Consider the following 26246-nt stretch of genomic DNA (forward strand, 5'->3'; position numbering starts at 1 on the left):
TATTACAAAACGAAATTGCCGATATCCTAAATCAGTTTTCTACTTTATACAATAATATAATGAACAAAAAATGATGTTATTGAAGGGAATTAATGTGTTATTTTTTAAATCGAAGAAAAAACTTTTAATGACTTTTTCTATATATAAAAGTCATTAATCAATATGAGTTTTATTAAATAGCTAAGTATTAGCCGATAAAATAATCTAATTATGTTTTGTGTAATTTATCTAATACATAGCTAACAGCCACAAAACCAAAAGTTGCTGTAACAGTTGCTATCGCACCAAACCCTGATTCACAATCCATTTTTTTGACACCATCAGCTAAATTTTTAGAATAACAAATTTGACCATTTTTTGCTGGATATGTCAGTTGTTCAGTTGAAAATACACAGGGTATCGCAAATTTACCTTTACTGTCTTTATTAAGCTTATAGTCATTTTTTAGCCTTTCCCGTAACTTAGCTGCTAGTGGGTCTTGAATAGTTTTGGCTAAATCAGCAATTTTTATTTTGGTTGGATCTTTTTGTCCACCTGCGCCACCAATGGTAATAACTTTTAACTTTTGTCGTTTACAATAAGCTAATACTGCGGCTTTATCACGAACGCTATCAATAGCATCAATAATGTAATCATAATAAGGCTTTTGTTTAGTACCTAAATAATTACTCACATTGTCAGCATTAATAAAATCATCAATAATATTTACAATACATTCCGGATTAATTTGTAAAATTCGCTCAGCCATAACCTCCGTTTTAGCTTTACCAATATTAGATTTTAATGCATGAATCTGACGATTAGTATTAGTTATACATACATCATCCATATCAATTAATGTAATTTGACCAATACCACTTCGTGCAAGGGTTTCAGCTATCCAAGAACCCACACCACCAATACCAATTACACAGATATGTGCTTGTGAAAAGCGTTGTAATGCTGATTCGCCATAAAGTCTGGCTATACCACTAAAACGTTGAAAATAGGATTCTGAATTCATAAATAATTTTTAGTAATGTTTATACTTAAACACCACCCTCTCCTGAAACTTTTTTACAAAACATAATAAAACGTAATTATCTCTATATCTTTTGTAGTTGGTTTAGAACACAATTTGATTTGTAGATAATCTACACTGTTTCTAAATAGGAATAGCGTTTATAATTGATGCCTTTTACTTCAAAAGCATCAATTATAAATTAACAATTAATTTTTGAATGAATGAATCGGTGCTGGAATTCGTCCGCCACGATTAACAAAATCACATGAGCTGAATTTATTAACTGGCATGACTGGAGCATGTCCTAATAACCCACCAAATTCAATGTTATCACCCACTTTAAGACCTACTGCTGGAATAATTCGGACCGCTGTGGTTTTATGATTAATGACACCAATTGCCGCTTCATCAGCTATTATAGCAGAAATGGTTGCCGCTGGCGTGTCGCCTGGAATGGCAATCATATCAAGGCCTACTGAACAAACACAAGTCATGGCTTCTAGTTTTTCAAGATTTAATGCGCCGTTATTTACTGCATCAATCATACCAGCATCTTCCGAAACGGGAATAAATGCCCCGCTTAAGCCACCAACATGACCACAAGCCATCACGCCACCTTTTTTAACTGCATCGTTAAGCATAGCTAGTGCGGCGGTTGTGCCATGTGTACCGACAGCTTCCAGCCCCATTTCTTCTAAAATATGGGCAACAGAGTCGCCAATTGCTGGCGTTGGTGCCAAAGATAAATCAACAATACCAAATTTTACGCCCAAACGTTCTGATGCTTCTTTTCCAACCAGTTGCCCCATGCGAGTAATTTTAAAAGCAGTTTTCTTAATAGTTTCAGCGACAACGTCAAATGATTCACCTTTAACTTTTTCTAGTGCTCGCTTAACCACTCCCGGGCCACTTACACCAACATTAATGACACAATCAGCTTCTCCTATACCATGGAATGCGCCCGCCATAAATGGATTATCTTCAACCGCATTAGCAAATACCACTAATTTGGCACATGCCAGACTACTATTATCAGCAGTCAACTCTGCGGCTTGTTTAATAATTTGCCCCATCTGTTTTACCGCATCCATATTGATACCCGTTTGGGTTGACCCTACATTTACTGATGCACATACTCGTTCTGTTTTTGCTAACGCTGCGGGAATAGATTTAATTAATATTTCATCCCCTTTATGGTAGCCTTTTTGCACCAATGCCGAAAATCCGCCAATAAAATTGACGCCAACTGCTTTTGCTGCTGCATCAAGAGTTTTAGCAAATTCAACATAATCTTTGTCATTACTCGCGCCTGCAATTAATGAAATCGGGGTTACAGAAATACGTTTATTGATGATTGGAATACCAAATTCAGAAGAGATATCCTCTCCAACTTTGACAAGATTATTAGCCAGCCGTGTAATTTTTTCATAGATTTTTTGACGTGCTTTTTCACCATCACTATCAATACAATCAAGGAGTGAAATACCCATAGTTATTGTGCGGATATCGAGTTTTTCTTCCTCAATCATTTTAATTGTTTCGAGGATCTGCTTAGTTTCCATTAATATTATCCTTACCAAAAAGTATTGAACGGCAAATTATAAACGATGCATAGCATCAAAGATTTCTTCTCGTTGAATATTTACTTTTACTTTTAATTTATCACCTGTTTGCATTAATGCAGTTTTAACTTCATCAAAAGATACTTTAATTTTAGAAAAATCAAGTAACATAATCATGGTAAAGTACTCATCCATGATGGTTTGACTCACATCCAAAATATTAATATCTAATTCATATAATTTTTGGCTAATACCAGCAATAATGCCTGTTCGGTCTTTACCAATTACCGTTAAAATAGTTTTCATAACACTCCCCGCACGATTTTCATACAATATTAAAATATTTATTGAGTTAGTTATAATAACATCTTCAAAAATTATCTAAATAGGAGTAAATTGTTTTTTTAATAAAAAATATAAAAATTATCAAAATAATCAAAGAAAGGCGGTATTATGATGAATTTCCAAAAATCAAATAAATTGGATCATGTTTGTTATGACATTCGTGGGCCAATTCTTGAGCATGCAAAACGACTTGAAGAAGAAGGTCAAACTATTCTTAAACTCAATATTGGAAACCCCGCCCCGTTTGGTTTTACTGCACCCGATGAATTACTTGCTGATATCATTCGCAATTTGCCATTTTCACAAGGATATTCTGATTCCAAAGGAATTTATTCTGCGCGTAAAGCGATTATGCAACATTATCAAGCTAGAGGAATTACTAGCTTAGATGTTGAGGATATTTATATTGGTAATGGGGTATCTGAGCTTATTGTGCAATCTATGCAGGCTTTACTAAACAGTGGCGATGAAGTACTGGTTCCTATGCCGGATTACCCTTTATGGACGGCAGCTGTAAGTTTATCAGGTGGTAATGCTATTCATTATGTTTGTGACGAAGATGCCAACTGGTCACCGGATATAGAAGATATAAAAAGTAAAATCACTCCAAAAACTAAAGGATTAGTGATTATTAATCCCAATAACCCAACAGGAGCAGTTTATAGTAAAGAAGTGTTACTAGAAATAGCTGAAATTGCGCGCCAAAATAACCTGCTCATTTTTGCTGACGAAATTTACGATAAAATTTTATATGATGACGCAGTACATCATTCAATTGCAGCATTAGCTCCTGATTTGTTTGTTGTCACTATGAGTGGATTATCCAAAACCTACCGAGCTGCAGGTTTCAGGCAAGGCTGGATGGCACTTTGTGGACCAAAGCTCCATGTGAAAGGCTATATTGAAGGCTTGAATATGTTAGCTTCAATGCGTCTATGTGCTAATGTTCCAATGCAGCATGCTATCCAAGGCGCACTTGGTGGTTACCAAAGTATTAATGAATTTATAGTTCCTGGTGGGCGACTTTACGATCAATGTATGTTGGCATGGCGTTTACTTAATGACATTCCAGGTGTTTCATGTACCAAACCGCAAGGTGCTTTGTACTTATTCCCTAAAATTGACCAACAAAAATTTAACATTCATAACGATCAAAAACTAGTTTTAGACTTTTTATTACAAGAGAAGGTACTACTGGTTCAAGGTACAGGTTTTAACTGGCACAAACCAGATCATGTCAGAATTGTTGCCTTACCTCATACCGGTGAACTACAAGATGCTATCGAGCGTTTAGGGAATTTTTTATCTCGTTATAAACAATAAACAAACTCTAAAATTAGAAAACAGTGATTAATTAAAAAACCCGATCTTTAAATCGGGGATTTTTAATTTCAATCATTTTACTTTAAATTTTTCATAAAATGACATCCGTACCTTCAAAGATTTTTTCAATCTTTATAGTACTAGAATCTAATGCAGGTAAAAGTCCTTTTTCGACAAGATCTATCTGTTCTTGTAATTTAGTAATACCAATAGTGATAGCCATATTTCCTTTGGCAATTTCTGTATGAATACGATCAACTTCACGATAAAAACGTTGAGCATCACGTAAGAATTCTGGAGGCGTTCCCAAGGTTGTAGAGGAAAATTTCATGTTTTCCCAAACTAATTTATAAAAATTTAATGGTTCATTACGTGCACCATAATAGCTACTATCTTGGCTTTTAGTAATATAATCTTTCAAAATAACAATATTATCCATTAACTCATATTTTAATGATTTTTGTAGATAATAATTTTCTTTATAGCTTTTCATATTATCAAATTGTACTGCTTGCTTATAGCCTTGATTTGCTGCTAAATAAACACCAGTAACTGTTGCCAAAAGAATAAACAGTTGGCTTATCCAAAAACTAACTTTTTTAATTTCAGCAATCTGCTCAGTCTTAACATTTGATGTTAATTTATCAGATTCCATTATTTTCTCCTTCATTTAATTAAATATAATATTTAATTTATTCCAATAAAATAATATAAAAAAAGCGCCACTCCTAAATAGTGTCGCTTTTTATAATTCATAGCTTTTTTATGCTTATTTTTTCAAATCTGCAATTTTGTTACGAACATTTTTTGCGCGGTCAGCAGAAGATGGGTGACTGCTTAATAATGATGCATCACCACCACCTAATTTCTCAAATGCAGTCGCAAGACCTAGTGGATTAATTTTCTTCTTAACTAAGAAATCAAAAGAGTAGTTATCTGCATCTTGTTCTTGTTTTTGTGAAAATTGAGAATTAATTACTGCTTCAGCTAAAGCACCTATTGATGATTGAGATAATGAACTTACAGCAGCATTACCAGATGCAGCTGCTGCATCACGAGCAATTTCGGTTGCATAAGCTACTTGCATTCGTTTTTTACTATGACCTAAAGCAACATGACCCAATTCATGACCTAATACACCTTGAATTTCGTTATCAGTCATCATATCCATTAAGCCACTATAAACACGAACACAACCGTTGGCCATAGCCCATGCATTCACATCTTTAGTTATATAAACTTTATATGAAATTGGGGTTCCATCTATATTTTTACCAAGACTTTTGGCAATTCTATTTAAACGTTTAGTGTATTTACTTTTGGCTGAAGCTACTTTAGATTGGGCATCCATTTGAGCACATGATTGTGCACTTAATGATTTCACATCATCATCACTTAGGGTTGCAGCCTTGAAAGATTTCATGCCAAGATCGCTTAAGCTATCAGCACTCATATTTTTACAACCTACTAGTGACATTGCAGCAACTAAAGGTAGTGCAATTAACAATGTTTTTTGATGTTTTTTCATACTATTTTCCTTATATAAGTAATAATTCGTTTTATGCTCACTTCTGTTAAGCAGAAGGAATTTTAACTCAACTCAAATAATAATCAACAAATAATTGCTTGCGTAGTGATAGCATGGGATTTAGACTATCGCCTCTTTTTTAAAGGTTCAAGAATATGCAGCTATCCGATTTTAATTTCACATTACCCAAAGAACTTATTGCCAAACATCCAGCAGCGACTAGAAGTGCATGTCGACTTTTATCGCTTAATGGTAGTACAGGAAAGATAGAACATGGAGTTTTTACTGATATTATTGATAAAATTAATCCTGGTGATTTACTGGTTTTTAATAATACCAAAGTAATTCCTGCTCGCTTATATGGTAAAAAAAAGTCAGGTGGAAAAATCGAAATCTTGATTGAACGTTTATTAGACAATAATCGCGCACTTGCCCATATCAAAGCTTCAAAATCACCTAAACCCGGTACAGAATTATTATTAGGTGAAAATGAAACCATTCGAGTGGTCATGTTAACCAGACATGATACTTTATTTGAATTACAATTTCCGGATGATGTACTTAGCATTTTAGATAAAATTGGTCATATCCCTTTGCCACCTTATATCGATCGTCCTGATGATGATGCGGATAAAGAGCTTTATCAAACTGTCTATAGTGAAAAACCAGGAGCTGTTGCCGCACCAACAGCTGGACTTCATTTTGATGAATCTTTATTAGAAAAACTCAAACAAAAAAATGTTGAGATGGTTTTTGTCACTTTGCACGTTGGAGCAGGTACATTTCAACCGGTAAGAGTCAAAAATATTGAAACACACATTATGCATGCTGAATATGCTGAAGTGCCAACTTCGGTTGTTGATGCGGTCTTAGCATGTAAAGCTCGTGGTAATAAAGTTATTGCAGTTGGCACAACATCTGTTAGAGCACTGGAAAGCGCGGCACAACAAACCGGAAAAATTATGCCATTTTTTGCTGATACCCGGATTTTTATTTATCCAGGTTATCATTTTAATGTGATAGATTCGCTTATTACCAACTTCCATTTACCAGAATCTACCTTAATTATGCTGGTTGCCGCTTTTGCTGGTTATGAAAATACCATGCATGCTTATCAACAAGCTGTTAAAGAACAATATCGATTTTTTAGCTATGGTGATGCCATGTTTATTACTGGTCAAAATCATAAATAAGACGTTAAAGCAATGTTAGTCACAACCAATCAAGTTTTAGTGACCTAAAACTTGATTGATAAATTAAATTGTTAACAATCATCTATAAATTATTGCATCTGCAATTTTTCTAAAAGATTATTGACTCGTTCCACCGTTGATGGATGTGATGAGAGTTGTTCTGAGGGATGAAACGGTATTTTGTGTAAAAAATTAATCAATCCTTGCGGATCAATTTTTTCCTTAATTAGCAAATTTAGTGCGTAATTATCAGCATCAATTTCATATTGTTGAACAATGTCTTTTTGCATCATAACGACAATTTCATCAGCTTTATTAGTAATTTCAATATAAGCAGCCTGTTTAAACAACTTTATCGCATGTTTAAGTGCTATATGCGCTTGTTCATGGGCTAATACCGCTTGCAGCTCATTATCCGTTAGTAATTTAATCAATCCACTATTTACTCGTATGCAACCATTAGCCGTCGACCAAGCATTTGGTTGTGTATCTAAATAAACTTTGTAATTTAAATCAATGTTTTTCACAGTATTAGGTAACGTTTTAGTTATTGAATTTAAACGATAGTTAAGCGCATGAGAATCCGCAAGAATAATTGCCTTATTATCCGACTCGGCGCAGGCTTGTTTACTAATTGCCAAAATATCACTTTCAGAAAACATTCTGATTTGTTCTGATGAAATTAGTAAAGGTTTATGTGTATTTTGATTTTGACAACCAATCGATAAACATATTAATAAACATAACAAAGGTATAATAATATATTTCAATTGTTCCAAAACCTCAGCAGATATTGTTTATTCAAATAAGGCACGTTAAACTAGGCGCCGCAAATTAATGATACGTGAGCGTATTATAACAACAATTCGCGCCAAACTGTTTATTTGGTCGCAAGAGGTTAACACAACAAAAATGAAATTTGAATTAGATAATACTGATGGTTTAGCCCGTCGGGGAAGAATGAAATTTGATCGCCGTGGAATTGAATATACTGTTGAAACTCCAGCCTTTATGCCTGTTGGCACTTACGGTACAGTAAAAGGCATGACGCCAGAAGAAGTTGCGGCAACCGGTGCACAAATATTATTAGGTAATACTTTTCATTTATGGCTAAGACCTGGTCAAGAGATTATGCGTAAACATGGTGATTTACATGACTTTATGCAGTGGCATGGCCCTATTTTAACCGATTCTGGTGGTTTTCAAGTTTTCAGCTTGGGCGAGATCCGCAAAATTAAAGAGGAAGGAGTCCATTTCCGTAATCCTATTAATGGTGATGCTATCTTCTTATCTCCAGAGATATCAATGGAAATTCAATACGATCTTGGTTCTGATATTGTGATGATTTTTGATGAATGTGCACCATTTCCAGCCGATTGGGATTACGTTAAAAAATCGATGGAAATGTCACTACGCTGGGCAAAACGAAGCCGTAAACGTTTTGATGAATTAGGTAATAAAAATGCCTTATTTGGTATTGTACAAGGGGGTATCCATCAAGAATTACGCGATATTTCAATTAAAGGATTAACGGAAATTGGTTTTGATGGCTATGCAGTAGGGGGATTAGCAGTTGGCGAGCCAAAAGCGGATATGCATCGCATTTTAGAAGGTACCTGCCCCCAATTGCCAGCAGATAAGCCCCGTTATTTAATGGGTGTGGGCAAACCAGAAGATTTAGTTGAAGGTGTACGTCGTGGTATTGATATGTTTGATTGTGTCATGCCAACTCGTAATGCACGTAATGGTCACCTATTTGTCACTGATGGGGTGATTAAGATTCGTAATGCAAAATATAAAGATGATACTACACCACTCGATCCACATTGTGATTGCTATACCTGTAAAAATTACACTAAAGCTTACCTTCACCATCTAGATAAATGTGGAGAAATTTTGGGAGCTCGTTTAAATACAATTCATAACTTACGTTATTATCAACGTTTAATGGCAGAAATTCGCGATGCTGTCGCAAACCAACGTTACGAAGCATTCGTGGCTGAATTTTATCAACGCATAGGTAAAACACCGACACCTTTAGCACGATAAAAAGTTACTCGCATTATTTTCAATAGTAACTATTGACACTTAATCGTTAGCGCAGTATTATGCGCTTCCTAACGGCGAGTAGCGCAGCTTGGTAGCGCAACTGGTTTGGGACCAGTGGGTCGGAGGTTCGAATCCTCTCTCGCCGACCAATTTTAAATAAAAAAGCCTACTCTTTGAGTGGGCTTTTTTATTTAATCAGTTTCAACTAGATTCGAACTGACAAGAGATTCAAGTCGAGCACGGCAAGTCAACGTTGCTTTAGCAGCACCCCATAGGGCGAACATGTAATTGCGAGTCATCCTCGCTCAAGGCCACCACGCTTTTACACAATTTCATTGTTCTTCATAATACCTTTACTATCAGAAATTAGTTAAATACTATTATGCTATTTTAATTTAGTATCAAACATTATTCATTGTTCTATCGATTTCAGATCAATTAAATCCATTAATGAATTGATGCTTTCAAGACGCTTTTCAATTTTTGCTGCTGCACCATCAAGAGAATAACCATCGTCGATAAGTTCTTTAATTAATATCGCTTTCTTTATATCAGCTAAAGTGAATTGGCGTGTACTTGAATTCGGATCAACGGATGTAATGATTTTCTTTTCTTCCCAATATCTCAGTTGTCTAACTGTAATTCCTGTTATATCAGATACTTCCCTAATACCCACTTTCACTTGAGAAAGAAAATCATTGTAGGAATTCGATAAAGTTGTTTTTTTCAAAACTAATGACCCTCTTGTTTAAAGCTATTCATATTTTAACACAGTCCCTATTTTTTTGAACCAAATCGCCATTGATTGACATTAAAACCTTTTAATTGTAGTATAACTACAATTAAAGTATTTTTAATACAAAAAATGTATTTTTAGGTGATGTCATGCATAATGAAAAAATAGCAAAAAGTACAAGCTTGATTAGCTTAAGTCTAATTCCTTTTACCGCACTGTGTGTGGTAACACTTCTATACATATTTCTTCCCGTTGCAATTAATTTAGCTAGTTTTTTATCTGTATCACAAGAGAGTGTTGCTCAACTAACAACCTGCTTTGGTATTTTCTATGCTTTTGGTTTTCTTGTTTGGGGGGCTTTATCTGATAAATTCGGTAGAGAAAATATTATTCAAGGTGGACTTTTATCACTTGCTATAATTACTTTTATACTTCCTTTATACCAAAACTATGGCTATTTACTTTTAATGCGCTGTTTACAAGGTTTTTTTGCATCATCTTTTCCACCTGTAATCTTAGCGTGGTTAGCTGAAAATCTGGAAGAAAAATATCGTAAATGCGCAGTGTCATTAATTAGTTGTGCTTTTCTTTTAGCTGGATCACTTGGGCAGTGGTTTGGGTCTGTTATGATTGAAACTGCTATTAATTTATCTATGTATATTTTAGGAATTATTTATGTACTTAGTAGTGTTATATTTTATTTTTTGAGTAAGAAAATAATAAAAAATAGCGTTAATCAAATTAATCAATCACCAAAAAAAGTCTCTTTGATTAAAACATTATGTCAAATTCCTAATGTGCTATTTGATAGAAAATTAATAAGAATTTATGGGAGTGCTTTATTTGTATTAATGAGTTTTGTTGCTTTATATTTATTTATAAATTCATTTAACAGTGATATATCAATAAGTGTCGCCCAACTAAGACAAATAGCCACTTTAGGAATGCTTGTCTCATTATTATCATCATGGCTATTTTCAAAAATAGCAGTCACAAAAATACTAGCTATTTCTCTAATGATGATGTCTATTACATTCGCCGTGCATTTTTTAATTATCTATAGGTTTATTGCAACCAATTCTTTGCTACCTTTAGTCCATTTAATTTATGTTTCATCTATTGCGCTTGCTATTCCATCAATGATTACTTGTTCATCCTTATTTTCAACCCCAAAAAATAGAGGTGTGGCTGTTTCGCTTTATACCTGCATCTTATTTATTGGTGCTAGTTTAGGATCGCTGCTTCCGAACTATATTAATATGAATTTTTTAGTCTTATTCATCACCGCTATGTTATTCATTATTGGAGTTAGTGTAGCAAAACTAAAACAAAGCATTTCTTCTTAAAAATAGTATTAGTATATTTATATAGTTTGATATTTGAGATTTCCACACCTTTCTCACCATAGTAATTTGCAACTGCCACTTCATAAATTTACTTATTTAATTAGTAGACTATATTTTTTACAATCAACCCTTTTCAGAATTACCTTTTGATTGTTTTTCTAATTTAGACATCTGAAAATATAAATACAATAACCCAAAAGGTGCAATAAAAATAGAAAATACAAAACACATTCCCATGGTCATTAGTTTTACGACAACAAATATACTGGTATCTGTAATAAGTATATTATCACCCATTATATAGCTTGCCACACTTTCATAAACAAATCTTGAGTAGGGATATAAAATCCACAATATTGGAATATATATAATTGCATATATACTTTCAGGATATTTAAAACCACCAATAACAATGCTGAGCAAAGGTATGGCAAAAATCAAACCAAATAAATATTGTCGGATCAAATAACTAGTTTTTAATCCTCCAAATGTTTTTTTTATAAAATTAGGCATATAGACCTCAATGTCTAATAGAAAATAACACATTTAAGCAATTAATCATCCAATTAATGCTTTTGGCAAACTCTGTCCCCACTTCTGTTAGCAGTTAATAGAGAACACTATGGTAAACAGCTTGCTCAAAATATTGAATATAAAATATAGAGAGCAAGCTAATTAAAAAATCAATGAAAATACATCTGAAATATTTGCAAGATTATTTAGATTTAGATTTAAATGTTAAAAGATTAGAAACTGGTTTAGTTCCAACTTGCATTATCAATTCTATTTTGGCTCATTAATGCTTTGTGTGAGTTTTCACAATTTAAACTATTGCCATCTATTTCGCCGTTTTTGCATTTTTGACGGTATTCATCTAGTAGTTCTTTGTTATTTTTAAAGTCTGAGACAGTATAAGTTTTTTCATTACAACCCGACAAAGTAAATGCCCCTAAGAGTACAGTAAGTATCACTAATTTGTTCATTGTTTATTCCATTTCTAATAATTGGTGGATATATTGTTTATTTTTTTAGCGATCTAGTCTAATTGTTTAAAACGATCAATTGAGTATTTATTGATCGGCGTTAGCGATCATAAGTAACTAGTTGAAAATAAAATAATAATGATAAAAATAGACATTTGAGATAATTTGAATATACGATGGGCTAGTTAACTCATATAGGATAAAAGTTTGAAAAGTAAATCAGTTAAAGGATGTTAACTGTGGCGTTTATATTTGGATATAGAAATTATAGTATGTCCACTCTCTTAGTACCAAAAAGATTCGATTATCATAACAATAACCTTATAATACTGTTACTAATTAATAACTTATTCAAAGCTCAGAATAGGCGCTGGAAATTCAGATCTTTATATAATAGGTAGAGGTTATAATATGTTGAAATATCTTGAAATTAGTTTCTCTCGCACCTCATTGGTCGGAAAATGGTCGATAATCATTAAATAAGTTGAATTTAAAGGAAATAAAAATGTTTAAAAAATTAATTTTATTATTGCTAGTAATTTTTTCTATACAAGGAGTTTATGCTAAAGAATCATATCCTCAGGATATTAGTAGTTTCATAGAAAAAAGAGAGCAATGTGACTATTTTCGAGGCGAAATATCAGGTGAACCTAATATAGATAATGCTAGAAATATAAATGAAGAGCTTGATAAATATTGTAAAGGAACAGATCAACTATTAGAAACATTAAAACTCAAATATAAAGATGATAACTCAATTCAGAAAAAATTAAATACATATGAATTGATAGAGTGCAAATATAATTGTAGAGATAATTCAGAAGAAATGACGATAAGATTGAAATTTTCAGACTATCCGGTTACTGAAGTAGTAAATAATAATACAAGCAAACATACTGCCACTTTTGCCGGACATTATCACATATCAATTTATGGATGTGGAGGTGGGTCAATTTGTGGAGAAATCATTGATAGTAACACAGGTAAATTTGTCACAAGTTTTCCGAATCCTTATTTGACAGAGGATGAAAATCAAGAAAATAACTTTGACCTTAACTATCAGCTAGATAGTACACTATTTATTATCTCGGGCATAACTGGGGATACAGAAACAGATGCCAATAATAATGTTTTAGAACATGTTTATCGTATTAGATATTATAACTTCTTAAATGGAGAACTAAATTTAATCAGTTATGATGAAAAACCTGCATTTAAATACTAAGTACGTGTGATCCACGCCAAAATATCAGACAGTGCTCACCTCTATAATCTTGTTGTGTTGGTAGTACTGCCTTTCATATTGCTGCGGCGATATCCAGCCATTGGCAGAATGACGACGAAGGCGATTATAATAAATTTCAATATATTCAAATAGTGCTTTATTTGCTAATTCCCTCGTTTGGTAGTAACAATCATGAATAATATGCGTTTTTAGTGTATGAAAGAAGCTTTCAGCAACCGTGATCCTCGCCCAAAAAGTAGACAGAAATCCCCTCTATGATATAAATAAAAATCATAGGAGAAAATATCATGGTCAAAAAATTTATTCTTGAATTCAAACAACAATCCGTTGATTATCTACTAACAAGAACGATGCGAAAATTAGTCATAAATGTTTCGGCTCTTACAACTTTTTCTATCAGATTTTGCCTATCTTTATCACTCAAAATAATCAGATTTAGGTTTTCATCATAGATTGAATTTATATAGATATACTCAATGCCTTTTTCGAAAGTTTTATCCCATCCAAATTCATAATATATTTTATATGTTGAACAAGCATCTTTATAACCAATATAATCTCTTCCCGCAGAATAGACTTCATAACCTGAAATATGACGAACTCTTTGTTCCGTTATTTTAGTAAATTCAGCCATTTTATTTTCCTCTGTTATAATATTTGAAACTTCAATTGATCCTCGCCAAAAAAGTAGACAGAAGTCTCCTCTATGATATAAATAAAAATCATAGGAAAAAATATCATGGTCAAAAAATTTAGTCTTGAATTCAAACAACAATCTGTTGATTTCCTACTAACAAATGCACACCTTTCAATAAGTGAACTAGCCAACCATCTTGGCGTAGGTAAATCAACTCTCGATAAATGGGTAAGGCAACTTGCCCCAACAAAACCAGTCGAGGTGAATTAACGCCAGAAGAGCAACGTATTATTGCGCTTGAAAAAGAAAACAAAGAATTGAAAATGGCGAATGAAATACTAAAAAAGGCACAGGTGTACTTTATCAACAATCCAAGTCGATAAAGTACAGTTATATGAAAACACAGTTATCTCATTACCGGATAAGTTTAATCTGCCAGTTACTTAATGTGAGTCGGTCCGGTTATTACGCTTGGTTAAAAAGACCCAGCTAAGTCAACAGCACTGGCCGGGCATATTAATAAGCAATATTGGTATTATAAAGCTCGTTTAGGGGCGCCGAGCTTAGTTCATGATGCTAGGGATAAAGAGTATCATGTCTCAGAGAGGACAATAAGTCGTGTTTTACAACACTTAGGATTACGCAGTAAAGCGGCACGCAAATTCAAGTATAAAACCGATTCGGGTAGCGGTCATAATGTGGTGCTAAATAAGTTAAATAAAGCGTTTAACCCGGATAAACCTAATATTGTCTGGGTGAGTGATATTACTTACATCAAAACCGGTGAGGGTTGGTTATACTTGTGCGTGATTATTGATTTATATGGACGTAAAGTCATTGCTCGACAAACAAGTCGTTATATTAACCGCCATTTAGTCTGTCAGGCATTAAAACAAGCATTATTTCGACGTGCTTTTCTTAAAAATGTCTTAATTCACAGTGATTGGGGAAGCCAATATTGTCGTGCTGATTTTAAACAGTTAGTGTTACACTATGGACTTAAACAAAGTATGAGTCGGGCAGGAAATTGTTGGGATAATGCGGTTGCTGAAAGCTTCTTTCATACACTAAAAACGCATATTATTCATGATTGTTACTACCAAACGAGGGAATTAGCAAATAAAGCACTATTTGAATATATTGAAATTTATTATAATCGCCTTCGTTTGGCGAGGATCAACAATTAACTCTCTAAAAGGCTAATTTTTTAATACATAATCACTTCCGCTCCACTCTAATATATAAGATGGACCACAGAATATATCTTTCATTTCATTATGTGTAGTTTTTAAAATACCTATATATTGACACATATAATTACCAGAAATTTCTGTATCTGATCCATTAAGAAATATATCAAAAGTTAAAATAGGATTAGAAGATAATTCATTTTTTTTTACACAATCTTCACTAACACAGGCTGTAGGGGGGGGTGAAACACTATAAGAATATTTAATTGTATCAATTAAATTATCATTATTTAAATCTGCATAAACTTCTCCATCCAATATTATTTTTTCAGGATTCTGTTTTTTTAATATATTGGCGTCAACTAATATATCACCCCTTCTTTCAGTGGCGAAAACAAATTGAGTAAACAATAAAAATATTAAAAGTAATGCTTTTATCATCCTATTTCCTTAAAACCTGCTATGATATTTTTCCATTTTTGTTTCTATTATATCCAGTATTTTAATATACTAGATAGCCATACAATTTTCCATGAGTAAGGTAAAATTATCAGACAGATTATGGGTTATCATATTGCTAAACATAAAACAGCAATGGTCGTCATATAGGCATTAAGCCAAATTAAACAGCCATTATCCTCGCTGAATTTATTTCATTCAGATAAGGAGCGCGGAATTTGATAATCAGTTGTTAGATGATTGTTTTAGGACATTTAATATCACACATTCATTAAGCAAGAAAGGTTGTCATTATGATAATGCGGTTACAAAAGCAATATTTAAAATCATTAAAACTGAATTGGTAAAAGGTCAATGCTTAAGTATGACAACGGAGTTACATCAAACCTATTACATTTTTCGCTAGGCTCCTGCCTCCCATTGAATTTAAAAAACAACCCTCAATTTTGTTTTTTTAACTAGCCTCGATGCTCCAATATTGAAAAAACTATCTAAAGCATCAAATACACATTGGGATAGACGAAATAACATTTAATACGGTTTTCACCCAAATTAGTATCAAACATGATTTTTTATTGACTTGAATGGCTTCGGCTGCAATTTGATCACTATGTGGATTGATTGAATTATAATAGTCTTATTCAACGTTAAATTATCAAACACAAATGAAGACAAAACTCGATGGTTTTATCTTATTAGTATTAAAATATGTGAACATTCTTTCTTAGCGTATTAATTTTGGAAATAATTATTAAATCTATATTAATTAGCACGTTCCTGAATTCTACCATTTGAGTTAATAGTATAAGTTGTGTGTTTTTCCATATTTAATATAAATTTATCAGTTTCCATATCCCAGCACCCTTCTGTATCTGTAATATCAAACGACATATCGTCATAAATCTTAAATGTTTTTTTAATGGGGCACTCTGCGGAAGCACCATCAACAATAATCATTTTGTCTAGAAAAGAATAATTGTTATCAAAAATTTGTAGTTCTATTGTTGGTAGATTTAAATATGCGTCCTGATCATTATGATCCCAATAACTAAATAAGAGTAATTTTAAATTTTTATTATTATCAATTTCTTTGAAAAATATGGCATTGCCTTTATAACTTTTCCTATGCTTAATCGGTCCTTTTAACATGGTGTTAGCGTTAAATAGTTTATTTAATTTATTATCTTCATCATAAACAACTCCGTTATCTTTAAAAAAATCATTTAATGAGTAATTTTCTGATAAGATATTTTCAGGGTATTGTTTAAACTCATAAATAACATGCTTTTTAAGATTTATATCTTCTACTTTATTCGTTTTGAAGTTATCAAACAAACTGACATCAGAGGATAATACCCCATCTTCATCTAATACAACCTTTCCATTTTCCTCAATAGTCAATGACGCTGAAGATCTTGAATAAATAGTATATGTATTGTTACCATTTTTAAAAATATAGCCGTAAAAGTCACATGTACTTTTTTCACAGTCTCTATTAAGAGTCTTTCCTTTTAAATGAACTTTTACACCATCAGATTTTCTTATGCTTGTATAAGAAACATCTCCACATGCCACATTTCCTTCTTCACAATTTGAATCAATTTTTATTAAATATGTGTTTGTTTCAAGAATAGTTGCAGCATTAGCAATGCATGAAAATATAGCAAAAATAAAAATATATAGTTTCATTTCGTTACCATAGGTATATCCACACTCATTAGTACCGATATTATAAGACCATTGTTATGACATACAAAATATAAATAAGGTAACAACAATAACAATCAATTTGTCTGGAAGGGAAAAACATAGTTTTACTAACAAGTTTAAAAAACAGATGGTGATGCTATTTCAAAATGTTATAAAACAAACAGATATCGTTGCCCAGTATGGCTTAACTTCAGTATTGGATAAGTGGATAAAGCTGAATCAAACCACCGGCTCTTTACTGTTCAAGGCAATCATTGCGCCGAGGAGAACGAAAATCGAGTTAATTACACACAATTAACATCAATATAGCTTACGCGCATTATGTCGGTGTTTAAAGATAACAAGAACTCGCTTCTATCATCAATGGTAATTAAAGCAAAGAACAACCACCACAACGACTGTGCAAAAGTGGGGCAAGTTTTTAATAACAATTATCAGGCTTACGGTATCAGGCGTCTACAAGCAAAGCCCTGAAAGCAAAGAATGATGTTAGCCCTAAGACAAATCAGTTGGATAACGCAACAAAATAGATAGTTTATGAATATTATTACTTTTCAATATTCATTGTAAATATATTTAAAAAACATATTATTTTGATTTGTTTTTCAGTAAAATAATCGTTGCACTGATAGTAATATGTCATTAATAAAAAGCAGTTCAATATGATTGTTGTGTTAGCAGCATCTCTATTTTTGTTTAGTTATTCTTTATGGCATTTATCAGGAATAGTTATTTTGCCTTTAATTGATTGCAATTTTGCATATAGTTTGTTTTTAAGGCAAATAAAATAGCTTCTTTTCGTCACAAAATCGTTTTTTTACCATCAAAATACCGTATCAGATTGTGCTTTAATAAATCATTATGTTGTAAATGCGACAATAGTATCTAATTATATCATGAGATTTATCGCGTGCTGATTTACCAAAAATTTATTCCTGAGTTAAAACAACCAAGATTTGCTTAAGTTGGTTATAAATGAACAATAGAAGTAAGTAAAAACGTCAATAACACAATGATGATTATCTATCGTTATTGGTTTTTATCACTACGATCAAAACCGTTATTGTTTAATTTAATGAATAATTATAGGAATATTATGAAACGTCGAAATTTTCTAATGAATACTACGACAGCATTAGTAGGCCTAGCCGTAACCAGAGCTATTGCTAAAATGGATCACTCAACTATGTCAGGCATGGTTTGTGATATTAATTCCAACAATTGTGACACAGGCGATAAGGGAGGTATGAATAACATGCATATGAAAATGGCTGATAAAATGCCACAAAAATTATTACCAACTTCTGCTCTACCACAAGGCATTGATTTACCAAAATTAAACCTATTGAAAAATACCAGTCATCAACAAGGTGTTTTTGAAGCAAGTATTGAGGCTAAACCGGTAAAAATAACTTTAACGCCAGAAATTACTACCGAGTTTTGGGCTTATAACAACACAATTCCAGGGCCAGTTATAGAAGTATTTGAAGGTGATAAAGTCAAAATTAAAGTCAAAAATAGCCTTCCCCAACCAACCACTGTACACTGGCATGGTTTACTTGTACCAGCAGATCAAGACGGAAATCCTCAAGATGAAATTCCAGCCAATAATAGTCGAATCTATGAATTTACTATTCCCAAAGGTACCGCTGGAACTTATTGGTATCACCCACATGGACATGAAACAGTTGCAGAACAAGTTGCTCGTGGATTAGCAGGTTTATTTATTGTACGCAGTAAAAATGATCCTCTTGCTTCACTACCTGAACTAAATTGGTTTTTCTCAGATTTGAAATTAACCGAAAAAGGGGAGATTGCTGATAACTCGATGGTCGACTGGATGAATGGACGTGAAGGCCAGTTTGTACTAATCAATGGTGCTTACCGACCCAAAATAAAAATTAACTCAGCGACACGAGTAAGAATATGGAATGCTTGTTCAGGGCGTTATCTAAATCTTTCAATCCCAAATTGTGACGTTTATTTAGTTGGTACAGATGGTGGATTAATTGCTCAACCTTATTTACTCAGCCAACCACTATTACTCACACCAGCTGAACGAGCTGAATTAGTTATTATTCCACAAAAAACAGATTCTGTTTACTTACAATCATTGGCTTATGATCGTAGTAAAATGGGGAATGTGGCACCAGAGCAAGATATCATACTTGGCGAGTTAGAACTTCATAAATCTGATTCGATTAATTTACCAACAACCCTACGCCAATTACCAACATTGGGACCGGCTGTTGCCCATAAATCACTTGAATATACCGAGGTAATGGATATGAATCAGCCTCGTGGAGGCGTGTTATTTTTGATCAATGGTAAACGACATGATATGAATAGAATAGATCTTGAAAGCAATATTCATGATGTTGAAGAATGGACAATTTTTAATAATTCACATATGGATCATAACTTCCATATTCACGGCACACAATTTACGGTGCTATCTCACGAGCTAAACGGTATCAAGAAATTACCAGACTACGTAGCATTAAAAGATACCATTAATCTGCGTCCAAAAGAAAAAATCACTATAAAACTACAGCAAAACCTACCAGGTATTCGTATGTATCATTGCCATATTATAGAACATGAAACATTGGGTATGATGGGGCAATTGTTGGTTAAATAAAAATGTACTTTCCCTTTATCTGTTTTTAACAGCATTGATTGCTAGATAAAGGGAATTATATTGCAACAATATTTATTACACTATAATGTTAACTAATAATTGTTTTTCATTTATGCAAAAAATGCTAACATATTACCATTATGATTATGGTTGGTTATTGTCAAATACTCAGCAAACGCTTGAATATAAAAATAGCTTTATCACGCTTATTTTTAGGTGTGATTGCTGCTGGTTTTAGTTTATGCTCACAAGATGCCATTTTGTTTGAGTCATCTACGTCTCAAGTTGGAATTATTGCAATTACTGCAATAGTACAAGAACATCAGACTGCCACAACAACAAAATCTCAAACATTATCTCGATCAAAAAAACAATACATTGACGAACAAATTATATCGCTAAATTATAGCGATATATCTCCAAGTAAAGCTATCCGTCTATCTCCCTACAATGGTATAAGAGCTGGTCCAATAACTATTGCTTAATAAGCATAATATTTAAATTAATATGTCCTATAAGGTTCTAGCCTTACAATTACTATTGAAAAAATAAGAGAAAAATATGTTATTAAAATTATTAACCAAAGTATTTGGTAGTCGTAATGAACGCGTTTTAAAAATGATGCGTAAACGTGTCGAAAGAATTAATGCTCTTGAACCGGCAATGGAAGCATTAACTGATGATGAACTCAAAGCAAAAACAACTGAATTTAAACAAAAAATTGCTACTGGCACTAAACTAGACGATATTTTAGAAGAAGCGTTTGCGGTTGTGCGTGAAGCAAGTAAACGTGTATTTGGTATGCGCCATTTTGATGTGCAACTAATCGGCGGAATGGTTTTAAATGAACGTTGTATTGCCGAAATGCGCACTGGTGAAGGTAAGACATTGACCGCAACTTTGCCCGCTTATTTAAATGCTTTAACTGACAAAGGTGTACATGTAGTTACAGTCAATGACTATTTAGCCCAACGTGATGCGGAAAATAATCGCCCATTATTTGAATTCCTTGGATTATCCGTTGGTGTGAATTTACCTAATATGCCACCACAAATGAAACGTGATGCTTATAATGCTGATATCACCTATGGTACTAATAATGAATACGGATTTGATTATTTGCGTGATAACATGGTATTTAATAAAGAATCTCGCGTACAACGTCCGTTACATTATGCCTTAGTTGATGAAGTAGATTCTATTTTAATTGATGAAGCAAGAACGCCACTAATAATATCTGGTCAAGCTGAAGATAGTTCAGAACGTTATATTAGTGTAGATAAAATCATCCCACATTTAGTCCGTCAAGAAAAAGAAGATTCCGATAAATTTCAAGGAGATGGTGACTTTTCTGTTGATGAAAAAACACGTCAGGTTAATTTAACTGAGCGAGGTTTAATTAAAGTAGAAGAATTATTGATTAAGCAAGGCATTATGAAAGGCGATGAATCGCTCTATGCACCGAGTAATATTGTATTAATGCACCATGTTAATGCAGCATTACGTGCACATCACTTATTTCATCGCGATGTTGATTATATTGTAAAAGATAATGAGGTCATTATAGTCGACGAACATACAGGGCGAACCATGGAAGGACGTCGTTGGTCTGATGGTTTACACCAAGCAGTAGAAGCGAAAGAGCACGTTAAAATTCAAAATGAGAATCAAACACTTGCGTCTATTACGTTCCAAAATTATTTTCGTTTATATGAAAAATTAGCAGGGATGACTGGTACCGCCGATACTGAAGCCTTTGAATTTAATCAAATTTATGGTTTAGATACCATCGTCATTCCTACCAATCGCCCAATGATTCGTGAAGATCGAGCTGATTTGGTATATATGACTGAAAGAGAAAAAATTAACGCGATTGTAGCTGATGTACAAGATTGTTTAAAACGAGGTCAACCAGTCTTAGTAGGGACAGCTTCAATCGAGAAATCAGAACTGGTTTCAAGAGCATTCCAAAAAGTCGGCATTAAACATAATGTTCTTAACGCTAAATTCCATGCTCAAGAAGCTGAAATTATAGCTAATGCAGGTAGTAAAGGAGCAGTAACAATCGCCACTAATATGGCTGGACGTGGTACTGATATTATGCTAGGAGGAAATTGGCAAAGTGATGTGACAAAATTGGAAAATCCAACGCCTGAAAATATTGAAAAAACCAAACAAGCCTGGCAAATCCGACATGAAGAAGTCATTGCATTAGGTGGATTATATATTTTAGGTACTGAACGTCATGAATCGCGTCGTATTGATAATCAGCTACGAGGACGTGCTGGGCGTCAAGGTGATCCTGGTGTGTCGCGTTTTTATTTATCTCTTGAGGACTCGCTAATGCGGATTTTTGCCTCGGAGCGGGTCGGTAATATGATGCGTAAATTTGGCATGAAAGAAGGTGAAGCGATTGAACACTCTTTAGTAACTAAAATGATTGCTAATGCACAAAAGAAGGTAGAAAGTCATAACTTTGATATTCGTAAACAATTACTTGAATTTGATGATGTTGCTAATGATCAACGTAAAGCAATTTATCGTCAAAGAAATGAATTATTAGATAATTCTGATATTAAAGAAACCATTGATTCAATTCGTGGTGACGTATTAAATGTGCTAATCGATCAATATATTCCGCCGCAATCAATCGAAGAAATGTGGGATATAACAGGACTTGAAACTGCACTTAAAAGTGATTTTGATTTAGACTTGCCTATTGCTAAATGGTTGGATGAAGAACAAAATCTACACGAAGAAACATTGCGCGAGCGTATTTTACAAATCGCTCAAGATAGCTATCAAGAAAAAGAAAATAGTGCTGGTTCCGAGGCATTTAGGCATTTTGAAAAAAGTGTCATGTTACAAACTCTTGATAATTTATGGAAAGAACATTTAGCCGCGATGGATTATTTACGTCAAGGTATTCATCTACGTGGTTATGCCCAAAAAGATCCAAAACAAGAATATAAACGTGAATCATTTAATATGTTTGCTGACATGTTAGAAACACTCAAACATGATGTAATTAGTATTCTAAGTCGTATAAAAATACGTTCCCCAGAAGAAGTCGAAGAAGCTGAACGGCAACGTCAAGCTGAAATGGAAAAATTGGCAGCAAAACAACAAACTAACCACGAGCCTATGGCTGGCATGAATGGAGATAGTGAGCAATCATCAAGACCTACACAACCGATAGTTCGTTCTCAAGCTAAGGTTGGACGTAATGATCCATGTCCTTGCGGTTCAGGTAAAAAATATAAACATTGTCATGGTGCTGTTCAATAATCATAAAATGCAGTATCATCAAATAATATTGAGATAATTAACGCCAACATACGTTGGCGTACAAATCAAAGGAATACAATAAGACCTTGATATGACCAATAAATAAAAAGAATTATGAAAAAATACACTGAAATTGCTGTAGGCATTATTCGTTCACAAAATTGTCAAATTTTCATAACTCAGCGAGGTGAAAATTCCCATCTAGCTGGTTTTTGGGAATTTCCTGGTGGAAAAATTGAGCCTGGAGAAACACCTTTTCAAACTTTACAACGCGAAATTGCTGAAGAAGTTGATATCCATATTCACGAAGCACAATTTTTAAAAAAATTTGAACACAGCTATGATGATCGCGATATCACGATTCATGCTTATTTAGTTGAAGAATGGGATGGAGTACCATTTGCTAAAGAAGGTCAACCTAGTCGTTGGATTGATCAAGAAGATCTCAATGCTGACGAATTTCCTGATGCCAATCGTCCAATTATTGAAATGCTAAAAAATTTGGATAAACAAATTTAATAAAAAAACTTTGCAATAAGTTTCAGGAATACACTACGTTTTAGTATAAAGACTTTTTGTGTAGTCGTTGCTCTGCTAGAGCAAGAAAAATAATACCAATAATAATAAATGTAGCTCCAAGCAAGCGCGTCAATGTTACTTGTTCATTAAAAACAATAATTGAAACAATCATCACAAAAACAACTTGAAGATGAGAAGCAGCAAAAGCTGGTCCAACTGGCGCTTTTTTCAATAATACCATCCAAGTAATAAATGAACCACTATAACCAAGCATAACTAAATAAGCCCAATAATGACTAAAAACACGAATTAACCAGTCAATATTCATCTCAAATGGCAATGCTGATAATGCCGTTAATTTAAAACTAGTTTGGCCAAAAGTATCAAAAAATAGTAATAAGATAAAACCTATTAAATAAAATTTTTTCATTAGTTGAGCCCTACCAATACTACGCCAAGTGTAATAAACAAAATACCAATAAGACGAAATGGAGTAATATGCTCTTTGAATAAAACTCTTCCCGCAAGCATGACGGTTATCATATTAAAGGAACCCAATAAAATACCTTGGGATAAAGGTATATAACTTAAAAAAGCTAACCAAAAAACAAAACCAATTAAATAGCTACTAAAACCTAACCACAACCAGTAATTACCAAAAAGGTTCTGCCAATAATGCAAACCTGCTTTATGTTTAGAAGTAATTGCTGCATACTTAAATGCAATTTGTCCTACTGTATCACAGGTAATATTGATTAACCAAAGTATGATGATTAAGGTTGACACTGCTGACAAAATCCATGAATTTCAAGCACACTATGCTTTATTAAAAAAGTATTTTTTTGTGCTAAGTATTTAAGTTGTTGTTCTATATCGGCTGAATGTTTCTCAATAATTTGTTGACATTTATCACAAATTAATAAAATTGAAATATGCTCAGGATCATGAAAATGAGGACAGATAATATAACTATTAGAAGATTCAACTTTATGAATAAAACCTTGTTCAAGCAAAAACTCAAGAGCTCGATAAATTGTTGGCGGTTTTGCTTGAGGCTCACTAACTTTTAACAAATCCAAAAGATCATACGCACTCATTGCTTTATTCGCTGTTAACATAATATCTAACACGGTTCGACGTTGCGTTGTCAAATTAATATTACGTTTTTGGCATAGTGTTTCAATCTTGTCAATTAACCGAGTATGCATATGTTACCTTTGCCTTTAGTCATTACCTTTTTTGTGCAGCCTTTCTGCGTCTAATCTCTTTAGGATCATTAATTAAAGGTCGATAAATTTCTATGCGATCACCCTCTTTAACCCACTCAGTAAGAGCACAACGTTTACCATAAATGCCAATTAAATGATCATCTAATTTAATTTGACACAATGATAAGATATTGGATTTTGTAATAGCTTGCAAGACATTACTTTGTTCATCAACTTCACAATCAATTATCGTTGAATTATTAGGTAGCGCATAAACAACTTGAATACTTATCATGTTAATAAATCTGCCTTGCTCTTTGTGAAAATGCATTAACCATATTAGCCATTACTTCTTTAAATACTGGCGTAAATGCAATATCTAACAACTTATTTTTAAATTCGAAATCTAAACTGAAACTAATTTTACATTTAGTTTCATCCAATGCAATAAATTGCCATTTACCTGATAAATGTTTAAATGGACCTTCAAGCAATTTCAATTCAATTGAATTTGGCTCATTTATTTGATTAATTGTTGTAAATGATTTTTTAAAACCTAATTTTTCAACTTCTATGAAAGCAGTAACAAGATTATCTTGTTTGCTAATAATGCCAGTTGCGATACAATCTGGGACAAATTCTGGATAATGAGCAATATCATTGACCAATTCGAACATTTGCTCAATAGAATAAGGCTCAATAACTTCATGAAAAACATGTGCCATAACAATAAAATTAAAAAATAAAATTATTGGCATATAGTATCATGTAACTCTATAATAACGCACATTATGACTAAGAAAAAATCACATAAGCCGGGTTCGGCTACCATTGCATTAAATAAACGCGCACGCCATGAGTACTTTATTGAAGAGGAAATTGAGGCGGGATTATCCCTGCAAGGTTGGGAAGTCAAATCACTACGCGCAGGTAAAGCTAATATTAGTGATAGTTACGTATTACTTAAAGATGGTGAAGCATGGCTATTTGGCGCTACAATTACACCGCTTTCTGTTGCTTCAACACATGTTATTTGTGAACCGATGCGTAACCGAAAGTTACTTTTAAACCAACGCCAATTAAATTCATTATTTGGTCAGATCAACCGCCAAGGCTATACAGTGGTTGCGCTTTCTTTGTATTGGAAGAATGCATGGGCAAAAGTTAAAATTGGTTTAGCCAAAGGTAAAAAAGAATTTGATAAACGCACTGATATTAAAGAGCGCCAATGGCAAGTTGATAAAGCGCGTATTATGAAAAATGCTAATCGCTAATTATTT

At 33.2% G+C, this 26246-nt stretch carries 29 protein-coding genes, 1 tRNA gene and 1 pseudogene; 13 read left to right on the forward strand and 18 right to left on the reverse strand.

Translation table 11 applies throughout. From position 1 onward, the window contains the following. Window positions 1-208: 208 nt before the first annotated feature. The 3 genes from tcdA to Q0K76_RS02440 form a co-directional block, all read right to left on the reverse strand. Window positions 209-1003: a tRNA cyclic N6-threonylcarbamoyladenosine(37) synthase TcdA gene (gene tcdA / locus Q0K76_RS02430; RefSeq protein WP_294610739.1), complete on the reverse strand. Its 795-nt coding sequence runs from the start codon at window positions 1001-1003 to the stop codon at window positions 209-211. Window positions 1004-1209: 206 nt separating this feature from the next. Next, window positions 1210-2565: a PFL family protein gene (locus Q0K76_RS02435; RefSeq protein WP_294610742.1), complete on the reverse strand. Its 1356-nt coding sequence runs from the start codon at window positions 2563-2565 to the stop codon at window positions 1210-1212. 36 nt (window positions 2566-2601) lie between these two features. Beyond that, window positions 2602-2871, reverse strand: coding sequence for an ACT domain-containing protein (locus Q0K76_RS02440; RefSeq protein WP_294610745.1), 270 nt, complete (start codon window positions 2869-2871; stop codon window positions 2602-2604). Window positions 2872-3018: 147 nt separating this feature from the next. Here Q0K76_RS02440 and Q0K76_RS02445 point away from each other — a divergent pair, with 147 nt between their 5' ends. Further along, entirely contained in the window at window positions 3019-4233 is a 1215-nt protein-coding gene (locus Q0K76_RS02445) for a pyridoxal phosphate-dependent aminotransferase (RefSeq protein ID WP_294610748.1), read from the forward strand. Window positions 4234-4324: 91 nt separating this feature from the next. Here the strand turns inward: Q0K76_RS02445 and Q0K76_RS02450 are convergent, their stop codons facing one another. Both Q0K76_RS02450 and Q0K76_RS02455 read right to left on the reverse strand, forming a co-directional pair. Continuing rightward, window positions 4325-4888: a hypothetical protein gene (locus Q0K76_RS02450; RefSeq protein ID WP_294610751.1), complete on the reverse strand. Its 564-nt coding sequence runs from the start codon at window positions 4886-4888 to the stop codon at window positions 4325-4327. Window positions 4889-5002: 114 nt separating this feature from the next. Next, complete coding sequence (locus Q0K76_RS02455) at window positions 5003-5761, reverse strand: M48 family metallopeptidase (RefSeq protein WP_294610753.1); 759 nt, start codon at window positions 5759-5761, stop codon at window positions 5003-5005. Between the two features lie 155 nt (window positions 5762-5916). On the opposite strand from Q0K76_RS02455, the gene queA reads away from it, so the two are divergent. Continuing rightward, the gene (queA, locus tag Q0K76_RS02460) at window positions 5917-6954 is read left to right on the forward strand and encodes a tRNA preQ1(34) S-adenosylmethionine ribosyltransferase-isomerase QueA (RefSeq protein ID WP_294610755.1); all 1038 of its coding nucleotides are present in this window, start codon (window positions 5917-5919) and stop codon (window positions 6952-6954) included. A gap of 89 nt (window positions 6955-7043) precedes the next feature. Here the strand turns inward: queA and Q0K76_RS02465 are convergent, their stop codons facing one another. Next, on the reverse strand, window positions 7044-7724 hold the full coding sequence (locus Q0K76_RS02465) for a M48 family metalloprotease (protein ID WP_294610758.1): 681 nt from the start codon (window positions 7722-7724) through the stop codon (window positions 7044-7046). Between the two features lie 142 nt (window positions 7725-7866). Here Q0K76_RS02465 and tgt point away from each other — a divergent pair, with 142 nt between their 5' ends. After that, window positions 7867-9003, forward strand: a complete 1137-nt coding sequence (gene tgt / locus Q0K76_RS02470) for a tRNA guanosine(34) transglycosylase Tgt (RefSeq protein ID WP_294610761.1) — start codon at window positions 7867-7869, stop codon at window positions 9001-9003. A gap of 72 nt (window positions 9004-9075) precedes the next feature. Beyond that, a tRNA-Pro gene (locus Q0K76_RS02475) sits at window positions 9076-9152 on the forward strand. 263 nt (window positions 9153-9415) lie between these two features. Here the strand turns inward: Q0K76_RS02475 and Q0K76_RS02480 are convergent. Next, entirely contained in the window at window positions 9416-9733 is a 318-nt protein-coding gene (locus tag Q0K76_RS02480) for a MerR family transcriptional regulator (protein WP_294610763.1), read from the reverse strand. Window positions 9734-9888: 155 nt separating this feature from the next. On the opposite strand from Q0K76_RS02480, the gene Q0K76_RS02485 reads away from it, so the two are divergent. After that, window positions 9889-11085, forward strand: coding sequence for an MFS transporter (locus Q0K76_RS02485; protein ID WP_294610765.1), 1197 nt, complete (start codon window positions 9889-9891; stop codon window positions 11083-11085). A 123-nt stretch (window positions 11086-11208) separates the two neighbouring features. Here the strand turns inward: Q0K76_RS02485 and Q0K76_RS02490 are convergent, their stop codons facing one another. Both Q0K76_RS02490 and Q0K76_RS02495 read right to left on the reverse strand, forming a co-directional pair. Then, the gene (locus Q0K76_RS02490) at window positions 11209-11598 is read right to left on the reverse strand and encodes a hypothetical protein (RefSeq protein WP_294610767.1); all 390 of its coding nucleotides are present in this window, start codon (window positions 11596-11598) and stop codon (window positions 11209-11211) included. 245 nt (window positions 11599-11843) lie between these two features. Next, window positions 11844-12068: an EexN family lipoprotein gene (locus Q0K76_RS02495; protein ID WP_294610768.1), complete on the reverse strand. Its 225-nt coding sequence runs from the start codon at window positions 12066-12068 to the stop codon at window positions 11844-11846. A gap of 505 nt (window positions 12069-12573) precedes the next feature. Between Q0K76_RS02495 and Q0K76_RS02500 the strand changes: the two genes are divergently transcribed. Further along, entirely contained in the window at window positions 12574-13293 is a 720-nt protein-coding gene (locus tag Q0K76_RS02500) for a hypothetical protein (RefSeq protein WP_294610770.1), read from the forward strand. Between the two features lie 24 nt (window positions 13294-13317). On the opposite strand, the pseudogene Q0K76_RS02505 reads toward Q0K76_RS02500, so the two are convergent. Together Q0K76_RS02505 and Q0K76_RS02510 are read right to left on the reverse strand one after the other, a co-directional pair. Further along, window positions 13318-13530 (reverse strand): annotated as a pseudogene (locus tag Q0K76_RS02505) (IS3 family transposase); the annotation flags it as partial. A gap of 115 nt (window positions 13531-13645) precedes the next feature. Next, window positions 13646-13948, reverse strand: coding sequence for a hypothetical protein (locus Q0K76_RS02510; RefSeq protein WP_294610772.1), 303 nt, complete (start codon window positions 13946-13948; stop codon window positions 13646-13648). 105 nt (window positions 13949-14053) lie between these two features. Here Q0K76_RS02510 and Q0K76_RS02515 point away from each other — a divergent pair, with 105 nt between their 5' ends. After that, on the forward strand, window positions 14054-14221 hold the full coding sequence (locus Q0K76_RS02515) for a transposase (RefSeq protein WP_294610773.1): 168 nt from the start codon (window positions 14054-14056) through the stop codon (window positions 14219-14221). 233 nt (window positions 14222-14454) lie between these two features. Next, window positions 14455-15138, forward strand: coding sequence for an IS3 family transposase (locus Q0K76_RS02520; RefSeq protein WP_294610878.1), 684 nt, complete (start codon window positions 14455-14457; stop codon window positions 15136-15138). 12 nt (window positions 15139-15150) lie between these two features. Here the strand turns inward: Q0K76_RS02520 and Q0K76_RS02525 are convergent, their stop codons facing one another. Both Q0K76_RS02525 and Q0K76_RS02530 read right to left on the reverse strand, forming a co-directional pair. Next, on the reverse strand, window positions 15151-15582 hold the full coding sequence (locus Q0K76_RS02525; protein ID WP_294610775.1) for a hypothetical protein: 432 nt from the start codon (window positions 15580-15582) through the stop codon (window positions 15151-15153). A gap of 780 nt (window positions 15583-16362) precedes the next feature. Further along, a complete protein-coding gene (locus Q0K76_RS02530) occupies window positions 16363-17289 on the reverse strand; it encodes a hypothetical protein (protein WP_294610776.1) in 927 nt (308 codons plus the stop codon). Between the two features lie 1117 nt (window positions 17290-18406). Between Q0K76_RS02530 and Q0K76_RS02535 the strand changes: the two genes are divergently transcribed. The 4 genes from Q0K76_RS02535 to mutT all read left to right on the forward strand — a co-directional run bounded on the left by Q0K76_RS02535 (window position 18407) and on the right by mutT (window position 23758). After that, on the forward strand, window positions 18407-19951 hold the full coding sequence (locus Q0K76_RS02535; protein ID WP_294610777.1) for a multicopper oxidase family protein: 1545 nt from the start codon (window positions 18407-18409) through the stop codon (window positions 19949-19951). 140 nt (window positions 19952-20091) lie between these two features. Then, window positions 20092-20436 (forward strand): hypothetical protein, encoded by a 345-nt coding sequence (locus Q0K76_RS02540; protein WP_294610778.1) that lies wholly within the window; start codon window positions 20092-20094, stop codon window positions 20434-20436. A 76-nt stretch (window positions 20437-20512) separates the two neighbouring features. Further along, window positions 20513-23239, forward strand: coding sequence for a preprotein translocase subunit SecA (gene secA / locus Q0K76_RS02545; protein WP_294610779.1), 2727 nt, complete (start codon window positions 20513-20515; stop codon window positions 23237-23239). Window positions 23240-23353: 114 nt separating this feature from the next. Further along, a complete protein-coding gene (mutT, locus tag Q0K76_RS02550; RefSeq protein WP_294610780.1) occupies window positions 23354-23758 on the forward strand; it encodes an 8-oxo-dGTP diphosphatase MutT in 405 nt (134 codons plus the stop codon). Window positions 23759-23798: 40 nt separating this feature from the next. Here the strand turns inward: mutT and Q0K76_RS02555 are convergent, their stop codons facing one another. From Q0K76_RS02555 to Q0K76_RS02575, 5 genes are read right to left on the reverse strand one after another with little or no spacing between them, the layout of a single operon-like run. After that, the gene (locus Q0K76_RS02555; protein ID WP_294610781.1) at window positions 23799-24188 is read right to left on the reverse strand and encodes an EamA family transporter; all 390 of its coding nucleotides are present in this window, start codon (window positions 24186-24188) and stop codon (window positions 23799-23801) included. Further along, window positions 24188-24544: an EamA family transporter gene (locus Q0K76_RS02560; protein WP_294610782.1), complete on the reverse strand. Its 357-nt coding sequence runs from the start codon at window positions 24542-24544 to the stop codon at window positions 24188-24190. The genes Q0K76_RS02555 and Q0K76_RS02560 overlap by 1 nt, the downstream gene beginning before the upstream one ends. Continuing rightward, on the reverse strand, window positions 24532-24966 hold the full coding sequence (gene zur, locus Q0K76_RS02565; protein ID WP_294610783.1) for a zinc uptake transcriptional repressor Zur: 435 nt from the start codon (window positions 24964-24966) through the stop codon (window positions 24532-24534). The genes Q0K76_RS02560 and zur overlap by 13 nt, the downstream gene beginning before the upstream one ends. Window positions 24967-24988: 22 nt before the next feature. Beyond that, entirely contained in the window at window positions 24989-25261 is a 273-nt protein-coding gene (locus Q0K76_RS02570) for an RnfH family protein (RefSeq protein WP_294610784.1), read from the reverse strand. Between the two features lies 1 nt (window position 25262). Continuing rightward, window positions 25263-25724: a type II toxin-antitoxin system RatA family toxin gene (locus tag Q0K76_RS02575; protein ID WP_294610786.1), complete on the reverse strand. Its 462-nt coding sequence runs from the start codon at window positions 25722-25724 to the stop codon at window positions 25263-25265. Between the two features lie 33 nt (window positions 25725-25757). Here Q0K76_RS02575 and smpB point away from each other — a divergent pair, with 33 nt between their 5' ends. Further along, complete coding sequence (smpB, locus tag Q0K76_RS02580; protein ID WP_294610788.1) at window positions 25758-26240, forward strand: SsrA-binding protein SmpB; 483 nt, start codon at window positions 25758-25760, stop codon at window positions 26238-26240. Window positions 26241-26246: the final 6 nt, after the last annotated feature.

Source organism: uncultured Gilliamella sp. (assembly GCA_945271295.1).
In the GTDB taxonomy this organism is placed as follows: Bacteria; Pseudomonadota; Gammaproteobacteria; order Enterobacterales; family Orbaceae; genus Gilliamella.

Coding starts and splice junctions, on each gene's coding strand:
- tcdA (WP_294610739.1), bottom strand. CDS start 1,003: ATGAATTCAGAATCCTATTTTCAACGTTTTAGTGGTATAGCCAGACTT.
- Q0K76_RS02435 (WP_294610742.1), bottom strand. CDS start 2,565: ATGGAAACTAAGCAGATCCTCGAAACAATTAAAATGATTGAGGAAGAA.
- Q0K76_RS02440 (WP_294610745.1), bottom strand. CDS start 2,871: ATGAAAACTATTTTAACGGTAATTGGTAAAGACCGAACAGGCATTATT.
- Q0K76_RS02445 (WP_294610748.1), top strand. CDS start 3,019: ATGATGAATTTCCAAAAATCAAATAAATTGGATCATGTTTGTTATGAC.
- Q0K76_RS02450 (WP_294610751.1), bottom strand. CDS start 4,888: ATGGAATCTGATAAATTAACATCAAATGTTAAGACTGAGCAGATTGCT.
- Q0K76_RS02455 (WP_294610753.1), bottom strand. CDS start 5,761: ATGAAAAAACATCAAAAAACATTGTTAATTGCACTACCTTTAGTTGCT.
- queA (WP_294610755.1), top strand. CDS start 5,917: ATGCAGCTATCCGATTTTAATTTCACATTACCCAAAGAACTTATTGCC.
- tgt (WP_294610761.1), top strand. CDS start 7,867: ATGAAATTTGAATTAGATAATACTGATGGTTTAGCCCGTCGGGGAAGA.
- Q0K76_RS02485 (WP_294610765.1), top strand. CDS start 9,889: ATGCATAATGAAAAAATAGCAAAAAGTACAAGCTTGATTAGCTTAAGT.
- Q0K76_RS02490 (WP_294610767.1), bottom strand. CDS start 11,598: ATGCCTAATTTTATAAAAAAAACATTTGGAGGATTAAAAACTAGTTAT.
- Q0K76_RS02495 (WP_294610768.1), bottom strand. CDS start 12,068: ATGAACAAATTAGTGATACTTACTGTACTCTTAGGGGCATTTACTTTG.
- Q0K76_RS02500 (WP_294610770.1), top strand. CDS start 12,574: ATGTTTAAAAAATTAATTTTATTATTGCTAGTAATTTTTTCTATACAA.
- Q0K76_RS02510 (WP_294610772.1), bottom strand. CDS start 13,948: ATGGCTGAATTTACTAAAATAACGGAACAAAGAGTTCGTCATATTTCA.
- Q0K76_RS02515 (WP_294610773.1), top strand. CDS start 14,054: ATGGTCAAAAAATTTAGTCTTGAATTCAAACAACAATCTGTTGATTTC.
- Q0K76_RS02525 (WP_294610775.1), bottom strand. CDS start 15,582: ATGATAAAAGCATTACTTTTAATATTTTTATTGTTTACTCAATTTGTT.
- Q0K76_RS02530 (WP_294610776.1), bottom strand. CDS start 17,289: ATGAAACTATATATTTTTATTTTTGCTATATTTTCATGCATTGCTAAT.
- Q0K76_RS02535 (WP_294610777.1), top strand. CDS start 18,407: ATGAAACGTCGAAATTTTCTAATGAATACTACGACAGCATTAGTAGGC.
- Q0K76_RS02540 (WP_294610778.1), top strand. CDS start 20,092: ATGATTATGGTTGGTTATTGTCAAATACTCAGCAAACGCTTGAATATA.
- secA (WP_294610779.1), top strand. CDS start 20,513: ATGTTATTAAAATTATTAACCAAAGTATTTGGTAGTCGTAATGAACGC.
- mutT (WP_294610780.1), top strand. CDS start 23,354: ATGAAAAAATACACTGAAATTGCTGTAGGCATTATTCGTTCACAAAAT.
- Q0K76_RS02555 (WP_294610781.1), bottom strand. CDS start 24,188: ATGAAAAAATTTTATTTAATAGGTTTTATCTTATTACTATTTTTTGAT.
- zur (WP_294610783.1), bottom strand. CDS start 24,966: ATGCATACTCGGTTAATTGACAAGATTGAAACACTATGCCAAAAACGT.
- Q0K76_RS02570 (WP_294610784.1), bottom strand. CDS start 25,261: ATGATAAGTATTCAAGTTGTTTATGCGCTACCTAATAATTCAACGATA.
- Q0K76_RS02575 (WP_294610786.1), bottom strand. CDS start 25,724: ATGCCAATAATTTTATTTTTTAATTTTATTGTTATGGCACATGTTTTT.
- smpB (WP_294610788.1), top strand. CDS start 25,758: ATGACTAAGAAAAAATCACATAAGCCGGGTTCGGCTACCATTGCATTA.